This is a genomic window from Caulobacter sp. GW821-FHT10F06 (assembly GCF_058809215.1).
On sequence record NZ_JBXASK010000003.1, the window covers coordinates 203,948 to 229,844 of the forward strand.

Below are 25,897 nucleotides of genomic sequence, written 5' to 3' on the forward strand. Positions count from 1 at the left end.
TGCACGGATCATCTTCGAGGGAATATCCATGATCCGAGCTCTTCTTTGCACTTCAGCACTTTCCACCACCTTGATCGCCGGCGCCGTCATGGCCGACGAGCAAAAGGCGCCTGAAACGGACGTGGCGGGTAGCGCCGGCGCCAACGCAGTCGCCGAACTGGTGGTCACCGCCACGCGCTCGGCGCAGCCGATCGATAAGGTCGGCGCGTCCGTCACCGTGCTGACCACCGAGACGATCAAGGCCAGCCAGGCCATCTCGGCGGTCGAGCTGCTGGCTCAGGCGCCCGGCGTCAGTTTCGTGCGCAACGGCGGACCGGGGACCACCACGAGCCTCAACATCCGCGGCGCTGAGACCCAGCACACCGTCGTGCTGATCGACGGCGTCAAGCTGAACGACCCGTCTTCGACCCAAGGCGGCTACAACGCGGGCAACCTGCTGATCGGCGATGTCTCGCGCATCGAGGTGCTGCGCGGCGCACAGTCGACCCTGTGGGGCAGCCAGGCCATCGGCGGCGTCGTCAACATCGTCACCGCTGAACCGACCCAGCCATTCGAGAGCAACGCCAGCGTCGAAGGCGGCGCGCGCGACACGGCCTATGTCCGGGCCGGCGCCGGCGGTGTGGCCGAACGCGTGACCTGGCGACTGGCCGGCAGCTACTACACCACCGACGGCTTCTCCTCGTCGACGCTGGGTACGGAAAAGGACGGCTACCAGAACACTGGCGCTTCGGGCCGCGTGCGCGTGGCGCTGACCGACACCGTCTCGGCCGAGGTCCGCTCGGTCTATTCACGCGGCAAGTACGATTTCGACGGCTTCGCCGGCGACTCCGCCGAGTTTGGCCGCACCAAGGAACTGGTGATCTACACCGGTTTGAACTTCAGCCTGCTGGACGGTCGCTGGAACAACCGCGTCGCCTATGGCTACACCGACACCGACCGCGAAAATATCAACCCTGCACGTCCGGCGGTGCCGCTGACCTTCGACGCCGCCGGTAAGAACAAGCGCTGGGAATATCAGGGCGCCTTCGCGGTGAACGACACGGTCACCGCCTCGTTCGGCGCCGAAAGCGAGCGTTCGCGCATGCGCACCCGTTCGCCGAGCGTGGCCACGCCCAACCCGGCGTTCCGCACCGGCCGCGTCGGCGTCGACAGCGTCTATGGCCAGGTGCAGGCCGAGGTCGTTCCCGGTCTGACCCTGACCGGCGGCCTGCGCTACGAGGACCACGACACCTATGGCTCGCACACCCTGGGTCAAGTCTCGGCCGCCTGGGCGCTGAACGAGGGCGCGACGGTGTTGCGGGCCAGCTTCGGTCAGGGCTTCCGCGCGCCAGGCCTGTACGAGCTCTATAGCGAGTATGGCAATCTCGACCTGAACCCGGAAGAGTTCGACAGCTGGGACGCCGGCGTCGAGCAGCGTTTCCTGGGCGGCAAGGCCAAGGTCTCGGCCACGGTGTTCAAGCGCGATGCCGACAACGAGATCCGCTACAACTCGTGCTCGTCGGCTTCGACCGATCCGCTGTGCCGTCCGGGCGGCGTGCTCCGCTTCGGCTATTACAAGAACATCCAGAAGACCGAGACCAAGGGCCTGGAACTGGTCGGTGAGTTCGCGGCGACCGATCGACTGACTTTCACCGGCAACTACACCTATACCGACGCCGAGAACGCTTCGGGCACGGCGGCGGGTAAGCAATTGACCCGCCGTCCCAAGGACATGGCCAACCTGTCGGCGAGTTATCGCTGGCCGATCGGCCTGAGCACCGCTGTCGCGGCGCGCTATGTCGGCAAGACGTTCAACAACGACGCCAACACCGTGTCGGTCAGCGAATACACGCTGGTCGACTTCCGGGCATCATATCCGATCAGCGAGACGCTCGAGGTCTACGGTCGCGTCGAGAACGCCTTCGACGAGGACTATCAGACCATCCTGAACTACGGGACGCCCGGTCGCGGCGCCTTCCTGGGCCTGCGGGCCAAGTTCTAGGAGCCGAGATGGCGTCGATGTTTCCCGTCGGCGCTTATCGACACGGCGGTCGCCTTCGCGAGGCGGCCGCCGCGTTTCCCCATGCGCCTACGCCCTGGCTGGACCTGTCGACCGGTATCAATCCACGGCCCTGGCGCGGCGCGCGGGCGGACTGGGCCGACCTGGCCCGGTTGCCGGATCCGGCAGCGATCTCAGATCTTGAGGCCGCCGCTGCGGCGGCGATGGCCGTGGCCGATCCGCGTCGCGTCCTGGCCACCGCCGGGGCGGAGGCGGGGCTGCGCCTGCTGCCGGCGGTGATCGCCGCTCCAGAGGTGGCCATCGTTTCGCCGACCTATACGGGCCACGACACGGCCTGGCGGCTCGCGGGGCGGGCAGTCGCGGCAGTTGAGGGTGATCGTGAGACCTCGGCGGGCGTGCTGGTCGTGGTCAATCCGAACAATCCGGACGGTCGGCGGCTGGATCGCCTCGCCGTGCTTGACCTTGCCGCAAGACGCTCGGTGCGCAGGCTGTGGACCGTGATCGATGAGTCCTTTGTCGAGACCGCGCCGGAGCTCAGTGTGGCTGGCGATGACATCGAGCGCCTCGTGGTGCTGCGCTCCTTCGGCAAGTTCTATGGTCTGCCCGGCGTACGTCTCGGCTTCGTCATCGCCGATCCGACCGTCATCGGCAGGCTTCGAGCCTTGCAGGGCGACTGGCCGGTCTCGGCCGACGCCGTCGCCATCGGCTTGGCGGCCTATCCGGACGAGACCTGGAGAGCATCCACTTTGGAGCGGCTGAGCCAAGACGCTCAGGCGTTGGATCATCTGCTTGAGGGGCACGGTTTGTCCGTCATCGGCGGGACCGGACTTTTTCGACTGGTCAAGACCGACCGCGCCTTCGCGGTGTTCGACGGGCTATGCGCTCAGGGCGTGCTGACGCGCCCGTTTGAGGATGCCTCGGATCGCTTGCGCTTTGGCGTGCCCGACAGCGTCGGCCTGGCGCGTCTCGCCGCGGCCCTGGAGGCTTCGAGGCCATGACCCCTGATCGACGCACGATGATGGCCGGCGCACTTTCGCTCAGTTTCGCTGGCGCCGCCAAGCCGCCGGCGCGCCGCGTGGCCTCGCTGAACGCCTGCCTCGACGCCATGGTGGTGCACCTGGCCGACCGCTCGCAGATCGCCGCGCTCAGCCACTATGGCCGCGAAGACCATTCCTCGACCGTCGCCGCGATGGCGAAGACCTTGCCGTTCACCTGGGAAAGCGCCGAGGAGATCATTACGCTGGAGCCCGACCTAGTGCTGGCCAGCAAGCATTCGGCGCTGGCCACCCGAAACGCGCTCAAGCGTCTGCATGTGCCAGTCGAGCGCTTTGCGGTACCCAAGTCCGTCGAGGAAAGCCTGGGCCAGGTCACACGTGTGGCGCGCCTGCTCGGCCATCCCGGACGGGGCAGGGCGCTGGTCGACCGCATTCAGGCCGCCATCGCCGCCTCGGCGCCGAACGCCGGCGCTCGACCGCTGCGGGCGCTGATCTATCAACCCAACGGCTTCGCGGCAGGACCGGGCACGCTGGTCGATGAAATGATGGAGCACGCCGGCTTCGACAATGTCGCTCGACGCTACGGCCTGAAGAGCTGGGGGAACGTCCCGCTCGAACGTCTTCTGGCCGATCCGCCCGAGGCGCTGCTGGTCGGCGAACCGGCTCGAGGCGCGAGAAGCTGGGCCGATCGCGTCATGACCCATCCCGCGCTCAAGAGCCTGTCGGGGCGAATGAAGATGGCGAGACTGCCCGAGAAGTATCTCTATTGCGGCGGTCCCGTCCTGATCGAAACCGCGCGAGTGCTGACCAAGGCGCGTCGAGAACTCCGGGGAGAAGCGGCTTGAAGACGGTTCCAAGGCCTCTGATCTTCGGAAGCTTGATCCTGCTCCTGTGCGTACTGTCCGTGGCCAGCCTGAGCGCGGGTCGGGTCTGGGTGCCCTGGAGCGCTTGGCTTTCGGCGGGACAGGATCCGCGCTGGGCCATCATCTTCGGCCTTCGCCTGCCGCGAACCGTGCTGGCGATCCTGGTCGGCGGGGCGTTGGGCCTGACGGGCGCGGTGATGCAGGGCTATACGCGCAACCCGCTGGCAGACCCCAGCGTGCTGGGCGTATCGCCGGCCGCTGCGTTGGGCGCGGTGCTGACGCTTTATTTCGGCGCGGCTGGCGAAGCGTCCTGGGTCCTGCCGATAGGAGCCATGATCGGCGCGGCGATCGGGGTGGCCGTCCTGTTCGGCCTGGCCGGCGCGACCTCCAGCGTCACCACCTTCGTGCTCGCCGGCATGATCATCCAGACGATGTGCTCGGCTGGAATTTCCCTGGCCCTGAACCTCGCGCCAAACCCGTGGGCGGTGAACGAGATCGTCAATTGGCTGATGGGGTCTCTCGCCGATCGCAGCGTGGAGGAGGTGCAACTGGCGCTGCCTGGCATCGCCTTGGGCGTGGCGATCCTGCTGACCACCGGCCGGGCGCTCGACGCCCTGACCCTCGGCGAGGCGGGAGCCGCCTCGCTGGGGATCAACCTTGGCCGGATGCGGCTCTTGATGACCGTTGGCGTCGCGTTGACCGTCGGATCCAGCGTCGCGGTCAGCGGCGTGATCGCGTTCATCGGCCTGGTCACTCCGCACCTGATGAGGCCCCTGGTCGGCTCGCGGCCCGGCGCGCTGCTGATTCCCTCGTTCCTGGCGGGTTCCGCCCTGACCTTGGCGGCCGACATGCTGGTTCGAATGACGCCGGCCGCTACCGAGGTGCGGCTGGGCGTCGCCATGGCGGCGCTGGGCGGTCCGTTCTTCCTGACCTTGCTGATTTCCATGCGCCGGAGGCTGGCATGATGACCTCCCATTCCGGCCTGTCGACGCGAGACCTGTACGTCAGATTGGGCGAGCGCGCTGTGCTCGATGGCGTTTCGCTGGACTTCCAGCCAGGCGCGGTGACCGCCATCGTCGGCCCCAATGGCGCTGGCAAGTCGACATTTCTCAGCTGTCTCGCCGGCTTGCGGAGGCCGGATGTGGGCCTCGTCAATCTGGACGGCGCGCCCTTGGCGGCGCTGACGTCAAAGGCGCGGGCGAAAAGAATCGCGTTCCTGCCGCAATCGCCGGAAATCAATTGGGCCGTGGACGTCAGGACCTTCGTCGGTCTCGGGCGCATCCCGCACCAAGGCGCCTTCGGTCTTGGTCGTGAGGACGAAGCCGCCGTTGAGGAAGCCATCGCCGTGACCGGCTTGGGCGCTCTCGGCGAGCGCGTTGTGACGACGCTGTCTGGCGGTGAGCGTGCGCGGGCTCTGATCGCTCGCGCCTTGTCGAGTTGGACCGATTGGGTGCTGGCCGACGAACCTTTGACCGGGTTGGACATCGGCCACGCCCTCGACACGGTCGATCTCTTCCGCAGCCTGGCGCGCGATCAGAAGAAGGGCGTCGTCGTGACCCTGCACGATCTGCCGCTGGCGGCGCGCGCCGCCGACCGGGTCATCGTCCTGAGCGAGGGCAAGGTGTTGGCCGATGGGGCACCGCTCGACGCGCTCAGGCCGGAAGTGCTGATGAGCGCCTATGGCGTGGACGCTCGGATGATCGCGGGCGCTACCGGTCCGATCCTGGATGTGGTTAGCCGTGCCAGCTGATCCCTGGCTAGTCCTGGCGGCGGCGGCGACCGAGGCCGTCGTGGGATACCCGGATCGGCTTCACCGGACCTTGCCGCATCCCGTGACTTGGGTCGGTGCTCTGATTAGATGGTGTGACAGGCGTCTGAATCGGGAGAAGGACACGCCGATCGTCAGGCGTGTCCTGGGCGTGCTCAGTCTGATCGGGGTCATGGCCGTCGCTTATGGGGCCGGGCGGCTGCCCAGCTTGGCTCCGGGCAAGATCACCATGGGCCTCGTGGTGACTCTAGGCACCCTGGGCCTAGCCCAACGCAGCCTGTTGGATCATGTTTCCGAAGTGGCCAAGCCCTTGATGGCGGGCGACCTACTAGGCGCGCGCGGGGCTGTCGGCGCGATCGTCGGGCGGGACGTGGCCGATCTAGACGAGAGCGGGGTGGCGTCGGCGGCTTTGGAAAGTCTGGCGGAAAGCTTCAACGACGGCGTCGTGGCGCCGGTGTTCTGGTTTCTGGTCGGCGGCTTGCCGGGCCTCTTCGTCTACAAGGCGGTCAACACCGCCGACAGCCTGATCGGCCACCGCGAGCCGCGCTGGCGGGAATTTGGCTGGGCTTCGGCTCGGATGGATGACCTGATGAACCTGCTGCCGGCCCGGATCGCAGGCGGCTTGATTGCCTTGGCTGGAGGCGGCGGCTGGCGGGTCATGATCCGTGACGCGCGCAAGCACGCTTCGCCTAATTCCGGCTGGCCGGAGGCGGCCATGGCGGGAGCCCTGAAGGTGCAACTGGGTGGGCCGGTCGCCTACGACGGTGTCGTCACGCCACGCGCCACGTTCGGTGATGGGCCAGAGCCGAGCGCCGTCGACCTGCGGCGCGGACTCAAGGTCTACGTGGCGGCCTGCGGCCTGCTCTGGCTGTTGCTGGCGGCGGGAGGACTGGCATGGCCGCGTTGATGATCCAGGGCTGCGGGTCCGACGTCGGCAAGTCCGTGCTGGTCGCGGGACTTTGCCGGGTGTTCGCCAATCGCGGTCTGCGCGTGCGTCCGTTCAAGCCGCAGAACATGTCCAACAACGCCGCTGTCACGGCGGATGGCGGCGAGATCGGCCGAGCGCAGGCCTTGCAGGCGCTGGCCTGTCGTACGCCGCTGACGGTCGACATGAACCCCGTCCTGCTCAAGCCCCAGAGCGACGTCGGCGCGCAGCTGGTCGTGCTGGGCAGGATGGCCGGAACCTGGAAGGCGCGTGGCTATCAGGAGCGCAAGGGCCAACTGCTGGACACGGTTCTGGCCAGCTTCCGCAAGCTCGAGGCCGAGGCCGACCTGGTCATCGTCGAAGGGGCGGGCAGCCCGGCCGAGATCAATCTGCGCGCCGGCGACATCGCCAATATGGGCTTCGCGCGGGCCGCGAACGTACCGGTGGTGCTGGTGGGCGACATAGACCGGGGCCATGTCATCGCCGCTCTGGTCGGAACCCATGCGGTGCTCGATGCAGAGGACTGCGCGATGATCCGGGGCTTCCTGATCAACAAGTTTCGGGGTGATCCGTCGCTGTTCCATGACGGTAGGGCGGAGATCGTGCGGCGCACCGGCTGGGCCGATCTCGGCATGGCGCCTTGGCTGGCCGCGGCGCGATCGTTGCCGGCGGAGGATGCGGTCGTCTTGGATCGCCAGGCGTCCGGAACGCGCCGCCGCTTGCGGATCGTCGCGCCGATGCTGTCGCGGATCGCCAATTTCGACGATTTTGACGCACTACGGGTGGAGCCCGAGGTGGATTTCGCCTTCGTGCCGCCGGGCCAGCCGCTGCCTGGCGACGCCGACCTCGTCATCCTGCCCGGAACCAAGGCCACCTTGGCCGACCTGGCGTTCTTCCGGGCGCAAGGCTGGGACATCGACCTAGCCGCCCATGTTCGTCGTGGCGGGCGGGTGCTGGGCGTCTGCGGCGGCTATCAGATGTTGGGGGGCACCTTGAGCGATCCCGAGGGCGTCGAGGGGCCGCCTGAAACGGCGCCGGGGCTGGGCCTGCTGGACGTCGATACGGTCCTGACCGGCGACAAGGTCCTGCGACCGGTCCAAGGGCGACTGGCGACCTTGGACGGCCACTTCGAAGGTTATGAAATGCACGTCGGCCGAACGACGAGCAGCTACGCCCCAATGCTGGTCCTGAGCGATGGCGGGGCCGACGGCGCGATATCGGCCAACGGCAAGATCATGGGCTGCTACGTCCATGGCCTGTTCAATCAGGGCTCGGCGCGCCAGGCGTTCCTGGACTCCTTGGGCGCCGGCTCGGACGGCTTGGACCAGAGCCTTCGCGTCGACCGCGCCCTGGATGAGATCGCCGCCGCCCTGGAGCATGCCTTCGACATCGAAGCGCTCGCGGCGCTTTCAGGTTTGGAGCCAAGACCATGAAACTCCCGCCGATCACTCCCATCGACGAGAATCAGGTTCCGGTCTTCCGCGCCTTGATCGACGGCAAGGCCAAGCCTTTGGGCGCGCTTGGCCGCATCGAGGGCCTGGCGATCCAGTTGGCGTTGATCGCTGGCCATGCCTCGCCTCGCGCGGATCGCGCGCTGCTGCTGGTCTTCGCAGGCGACCACGGCCTGACCAGAGCCAGTGTGTCCAGCTATCCCGCCGCCGTGACCCAGGCGATGGTCGCGACCTTCCTGGCCGGCAAGGCCAGCGCCAACGCTTTCGCCCAGGCCGTCAGTGCGGATCTTCGTGTGGTGGACGCCGGCGTCGACGGTGATCTGGCCGCCCATCCTCGTCTGGTCTCGGCGAAGGTGCGACGTGGAACCCGCAACGCCGCCGAAGAGGCCGCGCTGACCGCGGACGAGGTCGTTCAGGCCCTCGAGACGGGAGCCGGCATCGCCGCGAGCGCCATCGCAGAAGGCTACGACGCGCTGCTGTTTGGCGAGATGGGCATCGGCAACACCGCCTCGGCCAGCCTGATCATGCACCGGCTGGCGCCGGCCGCCCTCGACGACTGCCTGGGATCCGGGGCGGGACAGGACGCCGAAGGTCTGGCGCGCAAGCGACGAGCCTTGGCGCGTGCGGCCGAACGATCCGACGCCAGCGCGCCGCTCGACGTGCTGCGTGAATTCGGGGGGCTGGAGATCGCCATGATGACCGGCGCGGTGCTTGGCGCGGCGGCGGCGCGGCGGCCGGTGCTCATCGACGGCTTCATCGGTTCGGCCGCGGCCCTGGCGGCGATCCGGATCGCCCCGGCGGCGCGAGACTATTGCGTGTTCGCCCACTGTTCGGCCGAGAACGGCCATCGCCGCATGCTCGTCGCTCTCGACGTCGACCCGCTGCTGCAACTGGACATGCGGTTGGGGGAGGGGACGGGCGCGCTGCTGGCGCTGCCGATGGTCCGAGCCGCCGCGCGGCTGCTGACCGATGTCGCCAGCCTGGACGACGTGATGGCCGGGCGACTCTGATCTTGCGCGCCTGGCTTGTCCTGCAGATCAAGCTCTTCGCTTGCGCGCTGCAATTCCTGACGCGCATCCCCGTGCCGTCGATCCCGGGCTTCCAGAGCGACTGGATAACCCGCGCGGCGCGCTACTTCCCGCTGGTCGGCCAGATCGTCGGCGGCATGTCGGCATCGGTCCTGATGTTGGCCGGACAGGTCTGGAGCGGCTCCATTTCCGCGGCCCTGGCGATCCTGGTCGGGATCGCTCTGACGGGAGCGTTCCACGAGGATGGGCTGGCCGATACGGCCGACGGGCTGGGCGGCGGACAGACGCCGGCGCGGCGGCTGGAGATCATGAAGGACAGCCGGGTCGGGACCTACGGCGTCGTGGCTCTTGTTCTGGCCCTGGCCTTGAAGGTCCTCACCCTGAGCGACCTGCCGACCACCAAGGCGGCCTTGGCGCTGCTGGCGGCGCACGGAGCGGCGCGTGCGGCGGCGGTCGTGGCCATGCGACTGACACCGTATGCCGTGCTGGGCGAGGCGGGAAAGTGGAAGCCCGCGCCGATCGGCGTGCGATGGGGCGAGGTCGTCTGCGCTCTGGCGATCGCGACCTGGCCGCTCGTTTTGCTGCCCCCGCTCGCGATCCTGGCCGGGCTGTTGGGCGGCGCGGCGCCCGCCATGCTGCTCTGCCTGATCTCCAAGCGACTGATCGGCGGCCATACGGGCGACGTACTTGGCGGGATCGAGCAGGTTTTCGAGGTCGGCTTCCTACTGGGCGTCGGGGCGGTCCTGGCATGAGGTTGCTGGTGGCTCCCGCGCGCCACGTCGAGCGGTTGCTGGCCGTGCACCGGGTCGACCTGATCGTCAGCCTCATCTCGCCCGACGCCGAAGCGTTGGCGGCTTGCTCCGCAGGGCCGCTTGTCCACACCCTTCGCTTCAACGACACCGCTGAACCGCGAGACGGCTTGGTCATGCCATCACGTCGCGACGTGGAGGCGCTGTTGGAGCTGAGCAAGCAGGCGGAGACGCTGCTCCTTCATTGTCACGCGGGCGTCAGCCGATCGACGGCGGCGGCCTATATCCTAGCTTGCCGTCGTGAGGGATCTGGCGCCGAGGCGAGGCTGGCCGGGCAGTTGAGGGCGATGTCGCCGAGCGCCACGCCAAACCCTCGAATGGTCGCGCTGGCCGACGACCTGCTGGGGCGTAAAGGCAGAATGATCGAGGCGATCGGATCCATCGGGCGCGGCGAGGACGCCTATGAGGGGAGCATCCTGGACTGGCGGCTCTGACCGTTCGCAGCGGTCAACCGCAACGGCGAGGTTGCTTGAGCGTTGTTGCCTGAACCTTCAACGGAGTTCACCCATGGCCAGCCGACCGACTTGGCAGGGACATTTGCGTCTCTCGCTCGTGACCTGTCCGGTGGCGCTCTACACCGCCACCCAGACCAGCGGCGAGGTGCACTTCAATCTGCTGCACAAGGACACCCACAACCGCGTGCGGATGATCCCGACCGACCCCGACATCGGCCCGGTCGAGCGCGCCGATCTGGTCAAGGGCTACGAGTACGAGAAGGACAAGTACATCGTGCTGAGCCAGGACGAGATCGACGAGGTTCGGCTGGAAAGCACCCGAACCATCGATATCGAGCGGTTCGTGGAAGCCGACGGTATTGATCGGCTCTACTGGGACAATCCGTATTTCCTGGTTCCCGATGGCAAGCTGGCCCTGGAGGCCTTCACCGTCATTCGCGAGGCCATGAGCAAGACCGGCCAACTGGCATTGGGCCGCGTCGTGATGCATCAGCGGGAGCGTTTGCTGGCCATCGAGCCGCGCGACAACGGCATGGTCGCCTGGTCGCTGCGGTCGCACCAGGAGGTGCGCGACGCCGCAGACTTCTTTGACGACATTCCCGACAAGCGCCCTGATGCGCAAATGATCGCTATCGCCGAGAAGATCATCGAGCAGCAGCAGGGCCCGTTCGATCCCAGCCAGTTCAATGACCGCTACGAGGACGCGCTTCGCGCGCTGATTAAGGAAAAGCAGAAGGGCAAGGGGCGGCAGGTCACGGTGACCGAGCCCGAGGACACCAACGTCATCGACTTGATGGAAGCGCTGCGCAACAGCCTCGGCAAGGGCGGCGCGACCAAGCCCGCCGCCAAGGCCGCGCCTGCAAAGAAGTCCGCCGCGAAGGCGAAAAGTCCCGCCACCAAGAAGAAGTCGGCCTAGGTCGAGCGGGCCAGCCGCTTGATTGCGGCGGCCAGATCGCGCTCGCCGTCGCAATAATCCTCCCAGGCCGCCAGATCTTTCACGAGGGCGGGCGCGGTGCGCAGCGTAAACCGCATGGGGTCCAGCCCTTTGCGAACCTGCGTCCAGGTGATCGGCATGGAGACTGGAGCGCCCGGCCGGGCGCGAGGCGACAGCGGCGCGACAGCGGTGCTCATGCGGTCGTTGCGCAGGTAATCCAGGAAGATTCTGCCGCCGCGATCCTTCTTGGCCATGCTGATCAGATACAGATCGGGATTGTCGGCAGCCATCTGGGCGCAGATCTCGCGGGCGAAGGCCTTGGCGGTCGGCCAGTCCGGGCCCGCGCCCTTGGCGCGCTTCAACGGCGTGACGACGTGCAGGCCCTTGCCGCCCGTCGTCTTGCAGAAGGATACCAGCCCCAGTTCCTCCAGCCGATCACGGATCTCCCGCGCGCCGTCGATCACCTGTTCGAAGGCGACGTCGGGCGCGGGATCGAGGTCGAACACCAGGCGCCCGGGCGTGTCGGGGGCGTCCGGTTGGCAATTCCAGGGGTGGAGTTCGACGGCCGACACCTGGGCCAGGGCGGCCAGCGCCTCGATCCGATCCACCTGCAAATAGGGCTTGTGGTCCCCGCTGACCGTCACCTCGTCGATCAGAGACGACTGGCCCTTCATGGCGTGACGCTGAAAGAACCGCTCGCCGTCCAGACCGTCCGGGGTGCGGATGATCGAGCAGGGGCGCCCTTTGAGATGGCGCATCATCCAGGGGCCGACCGCTTCGAAATATTGCGCGAGGTCGAGCTTAGTCACCGGTTGACCGTCGCCGCCATCCGGCCAGAGCGGCTTGTCGGGGCTGGACAGGGTGACGCCCATCACGACGGCGGCGGCCTTCTTGCCCCCCGTGGCGGCGGGCCGCGCCAGGACGGCGTCCTCGACCGGCGTCGGCGCCTCGGCTTCCACCTCATTGGCGGGCTTGTCGTCGCGAAGACCTTTGAAAGCGGCCTGGCGAATGTTGCCGTCGCCGGTGAAGCCGGCATATTCGATTTCGGCGACCAGTTCAGGCTTCACCCAGTGAATGTCCCTGGATCCGCGCGGCGCCGTTGGGCCTTTGAAGGGAGACTTCGATGTCTCCAGCGCCTTGAGCCTTGGCAGCAGCTTGGCGACCTTGTCGCGCCCAAAGCCGGTGCCGATCCGTCCGACATGAGCCAGCTCGCCGTCGCGATAAACGCCGGCGATCAGGGAGCGGAAGGCCTCGCCCGTGGTGGTCCAGCCGCCGATGACCACCTCGTGGCCCGCTCGGCACTTGGCCTTGGTCCAGGTCTCGCCCTTGCCCGATCGGTAAGGCGCCGAAAGCTGTTTGGAAACGATGCCCTCCAGCGACATCTTGCAAGCCGACCCCAGCACAGCGTCGCCGCTGCTGGTGAAGTGCTCCACATAGCGCAAGCGATCGGCGGGTTCGCCCAGGAGGCTCTTCAATCGGCTCTTGCGCTTGCTGAGTGGAAGGCCCCGCAAGTCTTCCCCGTCCGAGAACAACAGGTCGAAGGCGAAGAAGATCAGGTTGTCGCTATCGCCGTCGGAAAGCGCGGCCTGCAGACCCGCGAACGATGGCGAACCGTGGTCGTCCAAGGCGACGATCTCGCCGTCGATCACTCCGTCCGGCAAATTGTTCGCGGACCTGGCTATGGCGGCGAAGCGATCGGTCCAGTCCAGGCCTGTCCGGGTGCGCAGCGCGACCTTGCCGCCTTCGATGCGCATCTGCATCCGATAGCCGTCGAATTTGATCTCGTGGGCCCAGCCCGCGCCCTTGGGTGGACGATCGACCAGCTTGCAGAGCTGCGGCGGCAAGAAATCGGGCATCGCCTCGACCTTGGCGGCGGGTTTGGCGCGCTTGGATTTCGGCGCTGCCGCGCGTTCGGCCACGGCCTCCGCGCTGGCCTCTGGCGATGAACCCTTGCTGTTCCAGACAGCCTTGGGGCTCTGCGTCTTGGAGACCATGAAAGGCGTCGGCGCCTTGCCGGTTCCTGCGGCGATCTCGTCCATCGTCCGTCCGGAAGCGATCGAGAAGGCGGTTTCATCCAGAAAGGCTTTGTCGCCTTCATGGACATAATCGTCCTTGTGCTTGATCAAAAGCCAGTTGGATCGCTTCCCGCCGTTGCGATCGTTCTTCAGCCGGACCATAGCCCAGCCGCCCTTCATCCGCTCGCCGGCGAAGACGATCTTCAGTTCGCCCCGCTTGAGGCCGGCGTCGATGTCGAACCCAGGCTCCGGCGCCCACCAGCCGCGATCCCACAGCATGACTGTGCCGCCGCCGTATTGCCCCTTTGGGATCGTGCCTTCGAAATCGCCGTAGTCCAGCGGATGGTCCTCGACCTCGACGGCCAGGCGTCTGTCGTGAGGATCGCGCGAAGGCCCGCGCGTCACCGCCCAGGAGAGGAAGACACCCTGGTGCTCAAGGCGCAGATCGTAATGAAGACGGGTGGCGGCGTGCTTCTGGATAACGAAGCGCGCGCGGTCCCCAGCGGCGATCTCGACTTCGCCGCTGGGCTCTTCGGTGACGCCGAAGTCGCGCTTGGCCTTGTAGGTCTCAAGGCTCCGTCGGGCCATGTGGAGTGCTCCTAGGACAAGTCTTCGTCTTCGGAGCCGTCCTTGTCCTGCTCCAGGGCGATAATCTCGTCGTCTTCCAGGTCTTCGCCGATCAGGGCGTCGTCATCGTCGGCGTCGCCTTCCGCCGAAGTGAGGTCGATCACCTGCGGCAACTCCTCAAAGGTGCGCATCTCGCCGCGACTGACACGACCGCCGCCATCGAGGTTCTGGTTGTCTTCGTCGAAGACCTCGGACTGGTCCTGGTCGTCGCGGTCGCTCTCGATATCGGTGGCCATTGGCAATCTCCTTGATGGCAAGGGAATACCGCGCGACCGCGTCGGGTTCCCGCCTCGTCAGGGTTTGACGGGGAAGGGCGGGGCAGGCTGCGAACCGGCCTGCGGCAGGCTGCTGATCGGCACGCCCGGCAGCATAGGCTCACCCGTCCATTCCCAGTGCCAGGGCTCGAAGGCGTAGTTCACGAAACCGAACCGTCCGGCGTTGGCGACCATCCAGCGAAACAAGGGCGAACGTGCCATCGCGCGCCGATTTTCGTCGGCGGAGGAGTCGGGGCCGAACCCCGGGGCGGCTTCGATATAGAGATCCATCGCCAGTCCCGTGCGGTGCGCAGAACAGATCGTCCGAACCAAGCCTTGGCAGTTGTTGTCGCGCGCGCAGCGGGCTGCGTCCGCCGCCGGATCGCGAAAGCCCGAGAACAGGGTCAAGGCCTCGGGGCGTCGGACGACGCCTGCCGATCGAGCCTCCATGACCATCCTTCTATAGGCGTCCAATGCGCCTGGGCGGAGCTGAATGACCTTGCCGCCATAGCTCTCCTCGGGACGCGCCGTCGCCAACGAAGAGATCGGCGGGGCGTCGGGACAGACGCCCTTGGCGTTGACCCGCACGAAGGGACGCGCCAAGTGCCAGCCGGTGACCATGGGCTGGAAGGTTCCCGGATCGAGCACGCCCGTTGGTCGTAGGCCATGCCCGCCTTGCCAGCGCGCCAGCATGGCGGCGAAGCGATGGCTGGACGGCGCACAGGTCGTGCCGATCTCGGCGGCGACGCGCGGCGCGTAGATCTCCCAACCGACTTCCGGACGACCGAACGGCGACCAGGCGGCTGTTGTCAGAGAGGCTGCGTTGACCTCCGCCGCGCCGGCGGGCGCGTCGCCACCGCTGCAGTCCTCGGCGACGGCGACCGTCGGCGTCGAACTCGGCGGATCTATCGAGGGAATGTGAGTCGTCGCCATCTCGGCCGGCCTCCATGGCGGCGGCTCAGGCGCTTGTGATGGTCGCGTCGTGGATGCGCTGGGCCACATGACCCAGGCGACGAAGGCTGCCGTCGCCAAGGCCAGCACGCCGAAAATCCAGGCCAGACGCCGCAGCAGCTTCAATCGGTTCTCCCCGCGAGGCTTGGAACTTCGCCATGGCTGAAGGCTTCAGACCCACGAGTCGTTCCGTCTGGAGTTGCAACATGATCCTGAACACGCGCACTGTCGCCGCCCTGTTTGGCTCGACCTTTCTCATGGCGGCGTGCTCGGATTCCGCGCCGGACCCTCAGCCGAAACCCGCGCCCGCGCCTGCCCCGGCGCAAACCAGCCAAGCCGCGCCGCCCGTAGTCGATGCGCCGCCGGCGGTGATCGTGGCGTCGAAGTCGGCCCAGGCCCAGGCGATCGACGCCGTTGCGTTCGATCCAGCGATCATCGATGTCGAGGCCAAGAAGCCCGCGCTGATCAAGGCCCAGGTCCTGCTGGGCCGCGCGCACCTGTCGCCGGGCGTCATCGACGGCCGCGAGGGAACCAACCTGTCCCTGGCCATCGCCGCCTTCCAGGCCAGGCAAGGGCTGCCGGTCGACGGCAAGCTGCAGCCGGCGGTGTGGGACGCCTTGGTCGCCGCCGATGGCGCGGCGGTCATGACGGACTATGTGATCACCGCCGAAGACGTAGCCGGCCCCTTCACGCCGGACATCCCGAAGGATGACTATGAGGCGATGGCCAAGCTGCCGGCGCTCTCATACGGCAGTCTGGCCGAAGCCCTGGCCGAGCGTTTCCACATGGACGAGGCCCTGCTGCGAGCCCTCAACCCAAACATCGACACGGCCGTCGCCGGGACATCCGTCGTGGTCGCGGCGGTCGGTCCCGACAAACTGGCCGGCAAGGTGGCGCGCATCGAGATCGACAAGGCCAAGGGGCAGGTGAGGGTCTTCGACGACAAGGCTGTCCAGCTGGCGGTCTATCCCGCCACGGTCGGCAGCACAGAGCGTCCGGCGCCGGTTGGCGAATGGGCCGTCAACACGGTCGCGCCGAAGCCGACCTATACCTACGACCCCTCGCGCCTGACCTTCGGCAAGCCCAAGGGCAAGCTGACAATCCAGCCGGGCCCCAACAACCCCGTCGGTTCAACCTGGATCGACCTGACCAAGGACACCTACGGCATCCACGGCACGCCGGACCCGAAGCTGGTCAACAAACGCGCTTCCCACGGCTGCGTGCGGCTGACCAACTGGGACGCCGCCCAGCTTGGCGCGGCGGTGCAGAAGGGCGCCAAGGTGGTGTTCCTGGGAGCAGAATCTTCGAAGGCCGCCGATTAGCGCCGCAGCGCAACAATCGAGGGAACCTTCGGCGTGCGGCTTGGTTTGAATTGCCAACGGGCGGACTGAGCCGCGCCGCCTTCCAGGATCATCGCCGATGCGTATCGCCCAAGTGCCGCCGCTGTATGAAGCTGTTCCCCCGCGCTTCTACGGCGGCACTGAAAGGGTCGTGTCACACCTTACTGACGCGCTCGTCGACCTGGGTCATGATGTGACCCTGTTCGCCAGCGCCGACGCCCAGACCAAGGCCGAGCTGGTCGTGGTTCGGGACCAGGCCATCCGGCTGGATCCGGCGCCGCTGAAGTCGGATCTGGCCGCGCACATGGCGATGCTATGCGAGGTTCGGGCCCAGGCTCACCGGTTCGATGTCATCCACTTCCACACCGACATGATCCAGTTCCCGCTGTTCGAGGACATGGCGGCCAAGACGCTGACCACGCTGCACGGCCGCCTCGACCTGAAGGATCTGCCAGGCGTCTACAGCCGCTTTACGCGCTTTGGCCTGGTGTCGATCTCCGACGACCAGCGCAAGCCATTGCCGTTCGCCAACTGGAGCGGCACCGTGCTGCACGGCATGCGCGCCGACATCTATGATTTCCATCCGCAGTCTGAAGGTTATCTGGCCTTCCTCGGCCGTATTTCGCCCGAGAAGGGCCCCGACCGGGCGATCGCCATCGCCAAGCGGCTCGGGCGCAAGCTGAAGATCGCCGCCAAGGTCGATCACGCTGACCTCGCCTATTTCCATACTGTGATCGAGCCGATGCTCTCTGATCCTCTGATCGAATTCGTCGGTGAGATCGGCGACGGCGAGAAGTCGGCCTTCCTTGGCGGCGCCGACGCCCTGCTGTTCCCGATCGCCTGGCCCGAGCCCTTCGGCCTGGTGATGATCGAGGCCATGGCCTGCGGCACGCCTGTGATCGCCTATGACTGCGGTTCGGTGCCCGAAGTGATCGAGGACGGCGTCACTGGCTTTATCGTCAAGGGCGAGGACGAGGCGGTTGAAGCTCTGCGGCGCGTGCCGTCGCTGAGCCGGCGCGTGGTGCGCGAGCGCTTCGAACTGCGCTTCTCGGCCACCGCTATGGCTCGTCGCTATCTGAATTTGTACGAAAACCTTGGTGAAGCGTCGCATGGCTCGAACCTGACTCTGGTCCACAGCGCTTGAGCTGCAAGGCCCACAAGAAAGGCCGCACATGGATGACATGACGCCCGGCCCTGTGGGGGCGGCGGAACAGGGCGAGACCGGTGAGCCTCGCGTTCCTTATCGGCTGTTCGCCCTCAAGGATCGCGACACCTTCCTGGTCGCCGACGCGTTCGGCGATATCCTGGGGGCGGCGGACGGCCTCTTCCACCATGACACGCGCCTGTTATCCAAGCTGCGGCTGTTGATCGGCGGACGCGCACCGGCGCTCCTGAGCGCGGCGGTGTCGCAGGACAACGTCTTCTTCAACTCTCACTCAACGAACCAGGCCTTGCCGCTGCTTGGCGCGGGCGCTGCGCCGCATGGCGCGATCCATATCGAGCGAAAGCGCTTCCTGTGGGACCAGCGGTTCTATGAGCGGCTGACCTTCGTGAACTACAGCCGCGACATGGTTATCCTGCCTGTCAGCCTGGAGTTCGCCGCCGACTTCCACGACATGTTCGAGGTGCGAGGCTCCAAGCGACCCGCGCGCGGTCGCTCGCTGGCGCCGACCACAAACGGGCGCAGCGTCACCTTCAGCTACGAAGGCCTCGACGCGGTGACCCGCAAGAGCGTCGTCGCCTTCTCCGAACCGCCCGGGCGCCTGACCTCGTCGCGCGCCGACTTCATGTTCGTGCTGACGCCCGACGACCGTTTCGAGCTCTATGTCGAGGTCGGCCCGGAAGAGGACCACCCGCCGACACGTCAACGCTGGCGCGCCGCGGCGGCGCGCGGCCGGATGAGCATGCGAAACCGCACACGACGTGGGGCGCGACTGCATAGTTCCGGCCGTCTGTTCAACGAATGGCTCGACAAGTCGCGGGCCGATCTGGCGCTGTTGACGACAGAACTCGACACCGGCCCCTATCCCTATGCCGGCATCCCATGGTTCTCGACGCCGTTCGGGCGTGACGCCATCATCACCGCCTGGCAGGTGCTGTGGATCGAGCCGAGCCTGGCCAAGGGCGTCCTGAACTATCTGGCCGAGAACCAGGCGGTCGAGGTTTCGGCCTTCCGTGACAGCGCGCCCGGCAAGATCATGCACGAGACCCGCAAGGGCGAGATGACCGCGCTCGGCGAGCTGCCGTTCGGTCGCTATTACGGCGGGGTCGACACCACGCCGCTGTTCGTCGGCCTGGCCTGCGCCTATGCCGCGCGCACTGGCGACATGGCCTTCATCGAGACGCTGTGGACCTCGCTGGTCGGCGCCATCGGCTGGATCGAGCATTTCGGCGACAGCGATGGCGACGGCCTCATCGATTATGCACGCGGCGCCGATACGGGCCTTTCAAACCAGAACTGGAAGGACAGCGAAGACAGCGTCTTCCACGCCGATGGCCGGTTCCCCGATGGCCCGATCGCCGTGGTTGAGGTGCAGGGCTACGCCTTCGCGGCCTTCAATGGCATGGCCGACCTGGCGCGGCGTCGTGGCGCTGTCGAGCAGGCCGAGCGCTGGAGCGCTCGGGCCGAAACGCTGCGCAAGACGGTCGAGGACCGGTTTTGGATGGAGGACATGGGCTTCTACGCCATGGCCATCGACGGCCATGGCAAGCCCTGTCGGGTTCGTGGCTCAAACCCGGGCCATCTGCTGTTTTCGGGACTTCCGTCGCCTGACCGCGCCCGCAAGGTGATCGACACCTTGCTGTCCTCGGCCTTCCACAATGGCTGGGGCGTACGAACCCTGGCGTCGGGCGAGCCGCGCTTCAATCCGATGTCCTATCACAACGGCTCGGTCTGGCCTCACGACACGGCCTTCTGCGCCATGGGCATGGCGCGATACGGCGAGCGCGACGGCGTTGTGCGCGTGCTGTCGGGTCTCTTCGAGACCGCGGCGCACTACGAGATGCGGCTGCCGGAACTCTTCTGTGGTTTCCCGCGCGCCGCCGGCGAGCCCCCTGTGGCCTATCCCGTGGCATGCCTGCCGCAGGCCTGGGCGGCGGGCTCGGCCTTCATGATGCTGCAGGCTTGCCTGGGCGTGACGGTCGACGGCTGGCGGGGTGAGGTCAACATCGTCAATCCGCGCCTGCCGATCGGCATCGACCGTCTCGGCGTCGAGGGACTGAGCGTGGGCGACAAGACAGCCGATGTCGACTTCGAACGCACCGGTCCGCACGTCTACGCCCACAGCGGCCGCAACTGCACGGCGCCGATCCTCATCCGTCGCTAGCGAACCTGAGGCGTCGACAGGGTGTGAAGGTCTCGATCATAGGCGACCAGGGGAGGACCGTCGCCGAGGGTTAGCTCTAGCACTTCGACGATCACGATCGAATGGCTGTCGGCGTCGATCACCTGCCGGATCGCGCAGCAGGCTGACGAAAGCCCGCCCGCATAGCGCGGTTGCGAGGCCGGATCCAAAGCCCAGCGCGCGTCCTTGAATCGCTCGGGCGCGCGCGAAGACGATGCGAAGCGCAACGCCTCCTCCGCATCGCTGTGCGCGAGTATGGCGACACCGCAGGCCTCCGCCGCGATCAGGGCGTCATGGCTGGCGGCTTCCTTTCGGACGCAGAACAGGAAGCGCGGCGGGTCCACAGACAGGCCCGTGATCGAGCTGACCAGCAGACCGCGCGGAGCACCTTCATGCCAGCATGAGATGATGGCGACGCCGCTCGCCAGCCGCGCCAGCGCATCCTTGACCAAGATCGGATCGACCGGCGGCGTGACGGGCTTCGTTGCCGCGCGCGACCAGCCGGCCGAGGCGTCATAAGGCGCCATGGCGTGCTCAGCCCGCCGCGACGGCGGGGCGGGCGTCGCGATCGGCGACCAGCTGACGAACCAGCGGGATCAGGTCGCGGCCATAGGCGATCGCGTCGTCCAACGGGTCGAAGCCTCGGATCAGGAAGGTCGAGACGCCCAGGTCGTAATAGTCCAGCAGCCCTTCGGCGACCTGTTCAGGCGTCCCGACGAGCCCCGTGGAGTTGCCTTGGGCGCCGGTGACGGCGGCTACGCCGGTCCACAGGCGCTTGTCCAGGCGAGAGCCCTGATTGGCGGCGTCCAGCAGGCGCTGCGAGCCGGCGTTGGGCGGGCGATGGCCGGTGGTAGGCAGCCCGGAGGCCTCGCGCAGGGCCTTGGCGCGTTCGACGATCTCGTCGGCGCGCTTCCAGGCGGCTTCCTCGGTGGCGGCGATGACGGGCCGAAGCGACAACGAGAACCGCACCTGACGGCCGTGCTTGGCGGCGGCGTGGCGGACACGGGCGATGGTCTCGGCGACCTGAGCCTGGGTTTCGCCCCACAAGGCGAAGATATCGGCGTGCTTCCCGGCCACGGGAATGGCGGCGTCGGACGAGCCGCCGAAATAGATCGGCAGATGCGGCTTCTGGAACGGCTTCACGCCGCCGAATCCCTGGACCACGTTGTAGTAGCGCCCCTTGTGATCGAAAGGCTTGTCGCTGGTCCATTCACGGCGAACGATGTCGAGATACTCGTCCGTGCGGGCGTAGCGTTCGTCCTTGGTCAGGTGGTCGCCGTCCTTGGCCAGTTCCTCGTCCGAACCGCCGGTGATGATGTGCACGGCGACGCGGCCGCCGGTGAATTGGTCCAGGGTGGCCAGCTGGCGGGCCGCCACCGTCGGCGCCGTGAAGCCGGGACGGTGAGCGATCATGAAGCCCAGGCGCGTCGTGACCGAAGCGGCGTGGGCGGCGATCAGCTGGCTTTCCGGACCCGTGGAGTGGAAAGCGGCCAGGACGCGGTCGAAGCCACCGTCCTCGTGAGCGCGGGCGACCCGCTCCACATAGTCGCGGTCGATCGCCGGACCGATGGGTGGGTGGATCTCCGACGCATTCTGCGCGCCGACAAAACCGATGAACTCGACGGACATGGGCAGGCTCCGGTCTGGATTGGTTTGAAGTCTACGGGTGAGTTGCGGTGTAAAAAGCGAGGCTTTCTCAAGAGCTTGATCAGCTTCGCTCATCAGGCTTCGGCGCGGTTCAGGCTCAGATCACGTAGAAACCGTGCGAGCCGTCGCGCGCCAGTTGGTCCACCAGCCCATATTCCCAGTCGAGATAGGCCTGCATCGCCTCGGTGGCGTTGTCGGTGCCCTCGTATGGACGCTTGTAGACATCCTCCGGATCGCTCGCGGCGCGGGTCAGGCCCGGCTCGACGGCGCGACCGGCCGCGATCCAGGCCTCGGTTCCGCCGTCGAGCACACGCACAGGATGGTCCGAGATTTCCTCGACCTCGGCGGCGGCCAGACGCGCCAACGCGCCATCGGGCGACGTCAGGATGATCGGCTTGCCTTCGTCGATACGCTCGAAGGCCTCGGCCAAGCGCGCGCGGATCGCGAACCACGCGCCGGGAACGTGGCCCTTGCGGTGAAGGGGGCTGGGCGCGAGGTCGAGGACCACGACGGCGTCGTCGGCGATTGCTTCGGCCAGTTCACGCGGGGTGATGGTCTCCACCGTGGGCAAGGCCGGCCGGGCGGCGCGCCAGGCGCCGGTCTCCAGATCGCCCTCGAAGCCGCCATCGAGGACGTAAACCTCCCAGCCCAATTGGGCCAGCCACGAGGCGCTCATGTCGGCGCGGGGCCCCAGGTCGTCGGCCAACACGATGCGAGCGCCTCGAACCGGCGCGAAGACGTCGGTTTCCTGCACCAGTTGGCCGCCTGGCGCGCTGCGAAAGCCCGGCAGATGTCCCGCAGCATATTCTTCGGGTGTGCGGACGTCGAAGCGATAGAGCGTGCGCTTGCGGTCCTGGGCGAGATCGGCCAGGCCGTCGGCTTCGATCCGACGCACGCCGGCGCGGTAGGCGACTTCGCCCGCCTTGGTTCGAGCTTCCTCCAACGTCTGGTTGGAGACGTCCGGGAAGCGACGGATTTGCCCGTGTTCCAAACTCTGCTGGGCCAGGGTCCAGCCGATGGTGCCGTTGCGCAAGGCGAAGACCGGATTGGGCACGCCAGCGTTGACCAGCGACTGAGCGCCGATCAAGCTTCGCGTGCGGCCCGCGCAGTTGACGATGATTGTGGTCGTCGGATCGGGCGCGATCTCCCGAGCCCGCAGGACAAGTTCGGCGCCCGGCGTGCTGACGCCGCCGGGGATGCTCATGGTGGCGTATTCCTCGAAGCGACGGGCGTCGAGGATGACGTGGTCGGCCTTGGAGTCGATCAGGGCCTGGACCTCGGGAGCGGGCAGGGACGGCGTATGCCGCCGCGCCTCGACCAGTTCGCCGAACGCCTTGCTGTAGGAATTGACGTCCTGAAACAGCTCGTAGCCAGCCTCACGCCACCCCGCGAGCCCGCCTTTGAGGGCGCTGACATTGGTGTAGCCGAGCGCGGCCAGGCGCTTGCCGGCGGGCGATACGAGGCCCTCGCCGTTATCGTAGAGGACGATCCGCGTGTCCTTGCGCGGCACGCGATCGAGGATTTCCAACTCCAGCCGGCTCAACGGCAGTTGCGACGCGAACAACGGATGGGCGCGCGCGAAGGGATCTTCCTCGCGCAGGTCCAGCAGGGCGATCTCGCGACGGGCGATCAGGTCGTGGCGGACATCGCGCGGCGTAACGGTGGGCAGGGTCATGACGCGGTCTCGGCGGCGACCGGCTTGGACCGGTCCCAGAGGTTGGGCAGGGTGTCGTTGGCGTATCCGGAGACGAACGGCTTCCGCTGTCCGTCCCGGTCGTAGGTGGCGCGCCGCACGGCGCCGATATTGGCCCCGTAGACGTGGATGCTGATCGAGACGCGATCGTCGAAGGCGTTGGTGACGCGGTGGACATCGCCGATCCGGGGCGAGACGGCCTCGACCTTGCCGCGCTCCAGGCGATGGACGGGGCCGGCGGCGGCGAAGGCTTCGCCGTTTCGCGTATAGGCCTGGGAAAGCTCGGCGCCCCGCAGGACGCCGACCAGGCCCCAGACCGTGTGGTCGTGAATGGGCGTGGCCTGTCCCGGACCCCAGACGAAGCTGACGACCGAGAAGCGTTCGCGGCTGTCGCAATGCAGCAGATACTGCTGATAGCGCAGCGGATCGGGCTTGGCGTATGTCTCGGGCAGCCAGTCGTCTTGAGCGATCAACCCCGCCAGCAGCCGTCCGCCCTGATCGAGGATCTTGGCCTCGTCAGCTGTGTGATCCAGCACGGCGGCCAGGTCGCTCACGAAATCGGTCAGGCGGTGCAAGCGGGGCGCGCTCATCCGATCACAGCGCGTACTTAAGGGTGACCACGGCGGTCCGGGGATCGGGGAAGTTCTGGTAGTAGACGCCGGTCGACGGAGTGTAGGTCGAGCCGACCGGCTTGTCCGAATCCAGGATATTGCGAACCGAAAGGCTGACCGCCCAGTGCGGGTCGGGCGAGGTCCAGGTGGCCACGCCGTTCAGGAAGCCCTGCGACGGGATGTTATTCTGGCCGCCCGCCGCCGGGGTGGCGCTGGTGACGACGCCGCTCTGCCATTGGGCGTTCAGGCCGACCCGCAGCGAACCCGGAATTTCGACCGGCACATCGTAGGTGACGCCGCTCGAGACGCTCCAGCGCGGAGAGTTCAGAAGGCGATTGCCGTCGGCGTTGACGCCCGCGCCGCCGGCGCCCTTGTAGTCGTCATAGACGGCGAACAGCCATCCGACGTTGAACTGCACGCCCAGGCGCTCGGTGGGGCGGGCGTCGGTCTCCAACTCGACGCCATAGGTGTGGGCCTGGCCGGCATTGCCGCGACGGCTGCCCACATAGGCTGGGTCGTAGAACGACACCTGGAGATCCTGATAGTCGTTGTAGAAGGCCGCGAGATTGGCCCGCAGCCGATTGTCGAACAGCTGGGTCTTCAGGCCGGTTTCGTAGGTGGTCACGTCCTCGGGCGCGAAGGGCAGGGTGGCCAGGTCCAGGCGGGTGGCGCGGTTGTCGAACCCGCCCGACTTGAAGCCTTTGGAATAGCTGACGTACTGCAGCACCTCGGGCGTCCACTGGTACTGAGCGACCAGTTTGGGCGTGATCGCCGACCAGGTCTTGTCGGCCGTACCCGCGATCGACTGACCCGTCACCTGGCCGGCCAGATTCAGGGTCTTGTTGTTGAAGACGAATTTCTTTTCCTCGTTGGTCCAGCGCAGGCCGCCGGTCAGGCTGAGGCGATCGGTGGCCTTCCAGGTCGCCTCGCCGAACAGGGCGTAGGCGTCGGTGTTGGTCACGTTGTGGGCGCGGGCGAAGATGTAGTTGCTGGGCGTTACGGCCGGATCAGTGGCTTGGGCATTGCGGCGGCTGTAGCCGTCGCGCTCCACGAAGAACCTTTCGTGAAGATAGAAGAGGCCGCTGGTGAAGGTGACGGCGCCGTAGTCGCCGTTCAGCTGGACTTCCTGGGTGACGTACTGATCGTTGTAATGGATCAGGTTCTTCTGGATCAGGGCCGCTTCGCCGTCATTGTCGTAGTTGACGGGATTGAGGTTGAAGCCGCCATAGGCGGTGATCGACTTCAGCTTCAGAGCGTCATTGATCTCGTACTGCGCGCGGATCGAACCGCTGGCCTGGTCCAGGTCCTGGGCCGGCTCGACCTCGGAATAGGAGCGGTCCTTGCGGAACACGCCGCCGGGCTGTTTGACTGGGATATAGGCGCGGCTGTCGCTGCGGTCGGCCACCGCGTTGAGCGTGAACAGGACATCCAGCTTGTCGGTCGGCGTCCAGCGCAGCTTGGCGCGATAGGCGTTGACGTCGATGCGGTTAACGTCGTGACCAAGGGTCGGATCGTAGGCCGTGCCGTCGCGGCTGTGGTGGATGTACGAGACGCTGCCGGCCAGCTTGTCGGCGACCAACGGACCCTCGATCAGCGCGCGGACGTCGACCGCGCCCAGATTGCCCAGGCCGACCTCGGCCTTGGCGCGGACGTCCTGGCCCGGATCGCGGGTGATGACGCGCAGCGCGCCGGCGCTGGAGTTGCGGCCGTACAGCGTACCCTGCGGGCCGCGCAGAACCTCAAGACGCTCCAGATCGTTGAACTCGATCATCGAGCCGATCTGGCGCGGGATGTAGACGTCGTCGACATAAACGGCCAGCACCGGTTCCTGGATCGGATCGCTCTCGCCCACGCCGCGCAGGGCGTAGGTCTGAGTGGTGTGGCTGATGGTGACCCGGCTGATGGTAAGGTTCGGGATCTGGCCGGACAGGTCGCGGATGTTGTCGATCTTGCGGTCGGCCAGCACCTGTTCGCCGAAGGCCGAGATGGCGATGGCGGTCTTCTGCAGGTCGGTGGCGCGACGTTCGGCGGTGACGATCACTTGCTCGACCGCGGCGGGCGAGCCATCGACTTCAGCGGCGGCAGGAGAGGTTTCGGCGCGCGCCGCCGTCGCGAGGGCCAGGACCGACCCTGCGGCGACCAGTGAAGTCTTCAAGAAGGCGTTGTGCATTTTTATCCCCGACAGAAT

At 66.9% G+C, this 25,897-nt stretch carries 22 protein-coding genes; 14 read left to right on the top strand and 8 right to left on the bottom strand.

The window, feature by feature from the left end; genetic code table 11:
• Positions 1-28: 28 nt before the first annotated feature.
• From AC1RUS_RS07305 to ku, 11 genes are all read left to right on the top strand, one after another.
• Positions 29-1,981 carry a TonB-dependent receptor plug domain-containing protein gene (locus tag AC1RUS_RS07305; RefSeq protein ID WP_492914540.1) on the top strand — a complete coding sequence of 651 codons (1,953 nt, stop codon included), beginning with the start codon at positions 29-31 and terminating at the stop codon, positions 1,979-1,981.
• An 8-nt stretch (positions 1,982-1,989) separates the two neighbouring features.
• The gene (cobD, locus tag AC1RUS_RS07310) at positions 1,990-2,997 is read left to right on the top strand and encodes a threonine-phosphate decarboxylase CobD (protein ID WP_492914542.1); all 1,008 of its coding nucleotides are present in this window, start codon (positions 1,990-1,992) and stop codon (positions 2,995-2,997) included.
• Entirely contained in the window at positions 2,994-3,839 is an 846-nt protein-coding gene (locus AC1RUS_RS07315; protein ID WP_492914544.1) for an ABC transporter substrate-binding protein, read from the top strand. Before cobD ends, AC1RUS_RS07315 begins: the two co-directional genes overlap by 4 nt.
• Before the next feature lie 32 nt (positions 3,840-3,871).
• Positions 3,872-4,822: a FecCD family ABC transporter permease gene (locus tag AC1RUS_RS07320; RefSeq protein WP_492914546.1), complete on the top strand. Its 951-nt coding sequence runs from the start codon at positions 3,872-3,874 to the stop codon at positions 4,820-4,822.
• Positions 4,819-5,607: an ABC transporter ATP-binding protein gene (locus AC1RUS_RS07325; RefSeq protein ID WP_492914548.1), complete on the top strand. Its 789-nt coding sequence runs from the start codon at positions 4,819-4,821 to the stop codon at positions 5,605-5,607. Before AC1RUS_RS07320 ends, AC1RUS_RS07325 begins: the two co-directional genes overlap by 4 nt.
• Positions 5,585-6,532 carry an adenosylcobinamide-phosphate synthase CbiB gene (gene cbiB / locus AC1RUS_RS07330; RefSeq protein WP_492914550.1) on the top strand — a complete coding sequence of 316 codons (948 nt, stop codon included), beginning with the start codon at positions 5,585-5,587 and terminating at the stop codon, positions 6,530-6,532. The genes AC1RUS_RS07325 and cbiB overlap by 23 nt, the downstream gene beginning before the upstream one ends.
• On the top strand, positions 6,520-7,983 hold the full coding sequence (locus AC1RUS_RS07335) for a cobyric acid synthase (protein ID WP_492914551.1): 1,464 nt from the start codon (positions 6,520-6,522) through the stop codon (positions 7,981-7,983). The genes cbiB and AC1RUS_RS07335 overlap by 13 nt, the downstream gene beginning before the upstream one ends.
• A complete protein-coding gene (cobT, locus tag AC1RUS_RS07340) occupies positions 7,980-9,011 on the top strand; it encodes a nicotinate-nucleotide--dimethylbenzimidazole phosphoribosyltransferase (protein WP_492914553.1) in 1,032 nt (343 codons plus the stop codon). Before AC1RUS_RS07335 ends, cobT begins: the two co-directional genes overlap by 4 nt.
• Positions 9,012-9,013: 2 nt before the next feature.
• The gene (gene cobS, locus AC1RUS_RS07345) at positions 9,014-9,781 is read left to right on the top strand and encodes an adenosylcobinamide-GDP ribazoletransferase (RefSeq protein WP_492914555.1); all 768 of its coding nucleotides are present in this window, start codon (positions 9,014-9,016) and stop codon (positions 9,779-9,781) included.
• The gene (locus AC1RUS_RS07350; protein ID WP_492914557.1) at positions 9,778-10,272 is read left to right on the top strand and encodes a tyrosine phosphatase family protein; all 495 of its coding nucleotides are present in this window, start codon (positions 9,778-9,780) and stop codon (positions 10,270-10,272) included. The genes cobS and AC1RUS_RS07350 overlap by 4 nt, the downstream gene beginning before the upstream one ends.
• A gap of 73 nt (positions 10,273-10,345) precedes the next feature.
• Entirely contained in the window at positions 10,346-11,209 is an 864-nt protein-coding gene (gene ku / locus AC1RUS_RS07355) for a non-homologous end joining protein Ku (protein ID WP_492914559.1), read from the top strand.
• Here the strand turns inward: ku and ligD are convergent.
• From ligD to AC1RUS_RS07370, 3 genes are read right to left on the bottom strand one after another with little or no spacing between them, the layout of a single operon-like run.
• Positions 11,206-13,830: a DNA ligase D gene (gene ligD, locus AC1RUS_RS07360; RefSeq protein WP_492914561.1), complete on the bottom strand. Its 2,625-nt coding sequence runs from the start codon at positions 13,828-13,830 to the stop codon at positions 11,206-11,208. The two genes, ku and ligD, sit on opposite strands and share 4 nt — an antisense overlap.
• 11 nt (positions 13,831-13,841) lie before the next feature.
• On the bottom strand, positions 13,842-14,105 hold the full coding sequence (locus tag AC1RUS_RS07365) for a hypothetical protein (RefSeq protein WP_492914562.1): 264 nt from the start codon (positions 14,103-14,105) through the stop codon (positions 13,842-13,844).
• Between the two features lie 57 nt (positions 14,106-14,162).
• A complete protein-coding gene (locus AC1RUS_RS07370) occupies positions 14,163-15,200 on the bottom strand; it encodes a D-alanyl-D-alanine carboxypeptidase family protein (protein ID WP_492914564.1) in 1,038 nt (345 codons plus the stop codon).
• A gap of 80 nt (positions 15,201-15,280) precedes the next feature.
• On the opposite strand from AC1RUS_RS07370, the gene AC1RUS_RS07375 reads away from it, so the two are divergent.
• The 3 genes from AC1RUS_RS07375 to AC1RUS_RS07385 all read left to right on the top strand — a co-directional run bounded on the left by AC1RUS_RS07375 (position 15,281) and on the right by AC1RUS_RS07385 (position 19,740).
• Complete coding sequence (locus tag AC1RUS_RS07375) at positions 15,281-16,396, top strand: L,D-transpeptidase family protein (protein ID WP_492914566.1); 1,116 nt, start codon at positions 15,281-15,283, stop codon at positions 16,394-16,396.
• Positions 16,397-16,493: 97 nt separating this feature from the next.
• On the top strand, positions 16,494-17,558 hold the full coding sequence (locus AC1RUS_RS07380) for a glycosyltransferase family 4 protein (RefSeq protein ID WP_492914568.1): 1,065 nt from the start codon (positions 16,494-16,496) through the stop codon (positions 17,556-17,558).
• A 28-nt stretch (positions 17,559-17,586) separates the two neighbouring features.
• A complete protein-coding gene (locus AC1RUS_RS07385; protein WP_492914571.1) occupies positions 17,587-19,740 on the top strand; it encodes an amylo-alpha-1,6-glucosidase in 2,154 nt (717 codons plus the stop codon).
• Here the strand turns inward: AC1RUS_RS07385 and AC1RUS_RS07390 are convergent.
• From AC1RUS_RS07390 to AC1RUS_RS07410, 5 genes are all read right to left on the bottom strand, one after another.
• On the bottom strand, positions 19,737-20,285 hold the full coding sequence (locus AC1RUS_RS07390; protein ID WP_492914573.1) for a flavin reductase family protein: 549 nt from the start codon (positions 20,283-20,285) through the stop codon (positions 19,737-19,739). The genes AC1RUS_RS07385 and AC1RUS_RS07390 overlap by 4 nt on opposite strands.
• A gap of 7 nt (positions 20,286-20,292) precedes the next feature.
• Positions 20,293-21,387: an LLM class flavin-dependent oxidoreductase gene (locus AC1RUS_RS07395; protein WP_492914574.1), complete on the bottom strand. Its 1,095-nt coding sequence runs from the start codon at positions 21,385-21,387 to the stop codon at positions 20,293-20,295.
• Positions 21,388-21,502: 115 nt separating this feature from the next.
• Positions 21,503-23,080 (bottom strand): rhodanese-like domain-containing protein, encoded by a 1,578-nt coding sequence (locus tag AC1RUS_RS07400; protein WP_492914577.1) that lies wholly within the window; start codon positions 23,078-23,080, stop codon positions 21,503-21,505.
• Positions 23,077-23,688 carry a cysteine dioxygenase family protein gene (locus AC1RUS_RS07405; RefSeq protein ID WP_492914578.1) on the bottom strand — a complete coding sequence of 204 codons (612 nt, stop codon included), beginning with the start codon at positions 23,686-23,688 and terminating at the stop codon, positions 23,077-23,079. The genes AC1RUS_RS07400 and AC1RUS_RS07405 overlap by 4 nt, the downstream gene beginning before the upstream one ends.
• 4 nt (positions 23,689-23,692) lie before the next feature.
• A complete protein-coding gene (locus tag AC1RUS_RS07410) occupies positions 23,693-25,879 on the bottom strand; it encodes a TonB-dependent receptor (RefSeq protein WP_492914581.1) in 2,187 nt (728 codons plus the stop codon).
• Between the last annotated feature and the right edge of the window lie 18 nt (positions 25,880-25,897).

Excerpts from the sequence above, each read along its gene's own strand:
- AC1RUS_RS07305 (WP_492914540.1), top strand. The coding sequence starts at position 29 with ATGATCCGAGCTCTTCTTTGCACTTCAGCACTTTCCACCACCTTGATC.
- cobD (WP_492914542.1), top strand. The coding sequence starts at position 1,990 with ATGGCGTCGATGTTTCCCGTCGGCGCTTATCGACACGGCGGTCGCCTT.
- AC1RUS_RS07315 (WP_492914544.1), top strand. The coding sequence starts at position 2,994 with ATGACCCCTGATCGACGCACGATGATGGCCGGCGCACTTTCGCTCAGT.
- AC1RUS_RS07325 (WP_492914548.1), top strand. The coding sequence starts at position 4,819 with ATGATGACCTCCCATTCCGGCCTGTCGACGCGAGACCTGTACGTCAGA.
- cbiB (WP_492914550.1), top strand. The coding sequence starts at position 5,585 with ATGTGGTTAGCCGTGCCAGCTGATCCCTGGCTAGTCCTGGCGGCGGCG.
- AC1RUS_RS07335 (WP_492914551.1), top strand. The coding sequence starts at position 6,520 with ATGGCCGCGTTGATGATCCAGGGCTGCGGGTCCGACGTCGGCAAGTCC.
- cobT (WP_492914553.1), top strand. The coding sequence starts at position 7,980 with ATGAAACTCCCGCCGATCACTCCCATCGACGAGAATCAGGTTCCGGTC.
- AC1RUS_RS07350 (WP_492914557.1), top strand. The coding sequence starts at position 9,778 with ATGAGGTTGCTGGTGGCTCCCGCGCGCCACGTCGAGCGGTTGCTGGCC.
- ku (WP_492914559.1), top strand. The coding sequence starts at position 10,346 with ATGGCCAGCCGACCGACTTGGCAGGGACATTTGCGTCTCTCGCTCGTG.
- ligD (WP_492914561.1), bottom strand. The coding sequence starts at position 13,830 with ATGGCCCGACGGAGCCTTGAGACCTACAAGGCCAAGCGCGACTTCGGC.
- AC1RUS_RS07365 (WP_492914562.1), bottom strand. The coding sequence starts at position 14,105 with ATGGCCACCGATATCGAGAGCGACCGCGACGACCAGGACCAGTCCGAG.
- AC1RUS_RS07375 (WP_492914566.1), top strand. The coding sequence starts at position 15,281 with ATGATCCTGAACACGCGCACTGTCGCCGCCCTGTTTGGCTCGACCTTT.
- AC1RUS_RS07380 (WP_492914568.1), top strand. The coding sequence starts at position 16,494 with ATGCGTATCGCCCAAGTGCCGCCGCTGTATGAAGCTGTTCCCCCGCGC.
- AC1RUS_RS07385 (WP_492914571.1), top strand. The coding sequence starts at position 17,587 with ATGGATGACATGACGCCCGGCCCTGTGGGGGCGGCGGAACAGGGCGAG.
- AC1RUS_RS07390 (WP_492914573.1), bottom strand. The coding sequence starts at position 20,285 with ATGGCGCCTTATGACGCCTCGGCCGGCTGGTCGCGCGCGGCAACGAAG.
- AC1RUS_RS07395 (WP_492914574.1), bottom strand. The coding sequence starts at position 21,387 with ATGTCCGTCGAGTTCATCGGTTTTGTCGGCGCGCAGAATGCGTCGGAG.
- AC1RUS_RS07400 (WP_492914577.1), bottom strand. The coding sequence starts at position 23,080 with ATGACCCTGCCCACCGTTACGCCGCGCGATGTCCGCCACGACCTGATC.
- AC1RUS_RS07405 (WP_492914578.1), bottom strand. The coding sequence starts at position 23,688 with ATGAGCGCGCCCCGCTTGCACCGCCTGACCGATTTCGTGAGCGACCTG.
- AC1RUS_RS07410 (WP_492914581.1), bottom strand. The coding sequence starts at position 25,879 with ATGCACAACGCCTTCTTGAAGACTTCACTGGTCGCCGCAGGGTCGGTC.